Below are 2,974 nucleotides of genomic sequence, written 5' to 3'. Positions count from 1 at the left end.
TGATAGTCATTTGCGGATTGGTGGATACACAATGATAATCACCGGCATTGGCAAGCGTTAAATTCGACAAGGTATATTGTCTGGAAGTTGCACCTGATATAGCGACCCCGTTTTTATACCACTGATAAGTATCAGCAGGCGTAAAACGATTATCCTCATACATGGTCAGGGTCTGGGTTTCTCCAACTGATTTTGTTAGTGTTGTTTCAGAATCTGTTTTGGTCTGGTTTGAATATTCAAAAAGAGTAAGTTTAGTTTTGTATGCACTAAATTGAGTTGAAAAATCGACAAACCGGAATTTATTTGTATGAAAATTAAAACTTAATGTAATAACATTGGTTAAATCCGGGATATTGCCTTCTAATCGATTATTATATAAATAAAGATGTTGAAGTTGCGCTAACTGTCCAATTTCAGCAGGTATTGTGCCCGTTAATTGATTATTACTTAAATTGAGATATGTGAGTTTCGTTAACTGTCCAATTGAATTAGGTATTGATTCGCTTAATTTATTATTGTTTAAATAAAGTTCTAAAAGTTGTGTTAGGCTTCCAATTGAAACAGGTATTGTTCCGGTTAACTGATTGTTGTATAAATAAAGTTTTGTAAGTTTCGTTAACTGTCCAATTTGAGAGGGTATTGTTCCGTTTAATATGTTGTAATTTAAATAAAGGTTTTGAAGATTTGTTAACTGTCCAATTGAAGCAGGTATGACCCCACTTAATTGATTACTATGTAAATAAAGGTTTAGAAGTTGTGTTAACTGTCCAATTTCAGCAGGTATTGTTCCCCTTAATTGATTAGAGAATAAATAAAGGTATTGCAGTTTTGTTAAAAGTCCAATTTGAGTAGGTATTACTCCTGTTAGTTGGTTAGTACTCAAATTAATATTTTGAATATTTATTAGTTTGCTTATTTCAAAAGGTATCGTCCCTGTTAATTGATTATTATTTAGAAAAAGATTTTGAAGCTGTGTTAACTTTCCAATTGAAGCAGGTATTGATCCACTTAATTGATTAGAGAATAAATAAAGTGAAGTAAGTTGTGTTAACTGTCCAATTGAAGCGGGTATTGTCCCGGTTAATTGATTCGCATATAATTGAAGCGTTGTAAGTTTAGTTAATTTTCCAATTTCAGCAGGTATTATTCCGGTTAATTGATTAGTATGTAAATAAAGATTTTGAAGCTGTGTTAGCTGTCCAATTGAAGCGGATATGGTTCCACTTAATTGATTTTGGTGTAAATAAAGGCCTGAAAGTTTTGTTAGTTGTGCGATAGAAGCAGGAATTGGTCCGCTTAATTTATTGTCGCTTAAATTAAGATGTTGAAGTTGTGTTAATAGTCCAATTTCAACAGGTATAGATCCGGTTAATTGATTACTATAAAATGAAAGAGATGTAAGCTTTGTCAATAATCCGATTCCAGATGGAATTGTCCCGCTTAATTGATTAGCGCTAAAAGTAATGTTTATAATATTTACTAATTGCTGTATTTCACTTGGTATTGTTCCGGTTAATTGATTTGTGTGTAATTGAAGTGATGTTAGTTTTGTTAATAGTCTAATTGAATTTGGTATTGCCCCACTTAATTTATTAATGAATAAATGAAGCTGTTGAAGTTGTGCTAGCTGCCCAATTTCAGCAGGAATTGTCCCCGTTAATTGATTAGTATGTAAATAAAGGTTTTGTAGTTGTGTTAACTGTCCAATTGAAACAGGTATAGTTCCACTTAATTGATTTTGATTTAAATAAAGATTTTGAAGTTTTGTTAGCTGTCCAATTTCAGTTGGTATTGTCCCACTTAATTGATTATTACTTAAATAAATGCTTTGGAGTTGTGTTAATTGCCCAATCGTAGAAGGAATTGTTCCAGTTAATTGATTCTGGTGTAAATAAAGTGTTTGAAGTTGTGTTAACTGGCCAATTTCAGCAGGTATCGTTCCTATTAATTGATTTAGATATAATTGAAGAGAGGTGAGTTTTGTTAATAGCCCAATTTCATTTGGAATTATCCCGCTTAATTGGTTAGTGTATAATTGAAGCGCTTGAAGTTGTGTTAGCTGTCCAATTGAGGCAGGGATAGCTCCACTTAATTTATTAGTATGTAAATATAGTCCTAAAAGTTTTGTCAATAGTCCAATTTCAGATGGAATTGTCCCGCTTAATTGGTTAGTGTATAAATGTAACCATTGCAATTCAGTTAACTGCCCAATTGCAGTAGGAATTGTCCCAATTAAGTTATTATTATTTAAATTAACTGCAGTAACATGACCATTAGTAACAGTAACTCCATACCAGGCTGAAGTAACAGGGTTATTAAAATTCCAGCCGGTTTTGTTGGTCCAGTTGTTTCCATTGGTACTATTGTATAGTGCCAATAAAGCATCTTTTTCTGTTTGTGGAATGTCCACCGCAAGAGTACTTGCGGTTTTTGCGGTTAGACTATTGTTTACGGTTAAACTATTGTTTGTGTTTAGAGTATTGTTTTGGATTATATTTGTTTCTGCTTTTAAGGTTAGCTCCGATGTCATTTTTTGCAAAATTTCATCTTCACTTTTTTTCATTGCTGCATACTGTTCATTGTGAAGTTTACGCATGAGTGCGACTTCTTCCTTTATGTTCTGATCACTCAGACCTCTCTTTTTTAAGGTAAGAGTGATTCTTGCAGCATCAAAACCAGTCGTTTTATCATTATACTCCTGAGCAAATGAAGCTAGTGATAAGAGCATCATACCCACAGTGGTGATCCAGTATTTTTTTATTTTAAAATTTTTTGTCATCTATTTTTAATTACAGCTTATTTGCATCTGCCAACAAATTTTTCTATTTATTATTTACTTTGTTCCTGTTTTATTGCGTATTGCAAATTACTTCTGAGGATAGTATGCCTCCATTGCCAATTAGGTAAGCAAAATTTGAATCAGCAAGTTTAACCCAGTAGCCACTGCCCAAAGCGGTTGTTAAACTTTTACTGG

General features: G+C 32.8%; 1 protein-coding gene. It reads right to left on the bottom strand.

The features are described from left to right. A partial coding sequence (locus DMB68_RS23110) for a leucine-rich repeat domain-containing protein (RefSeq protein ID WP_110348986.1) occupies positions 1-2,779 on the bottom strand: 2,779 nt, incomplete at its 3' end. Between the last annotated feature and the right edge of the window lie 195 nt (positions 2,780-2,974).

The sequence above is a fragment of the Flavobacterium hydrophilum genome (assembly GCF_003202405.1).
GTDB classification, from domain to species: domain Bacteria; phylum Bacteroidota; class Bacteroidia; order Flavobacteriales; family Flavobacteriaceae; genus Flavobacterium; species Flavobacterium hydrophilum.
The sequence above is the reverse complement of the archived record's forward strand: the minus strand, read 5'-3'. Positions and strand labels throughout refer to the sequence as shown.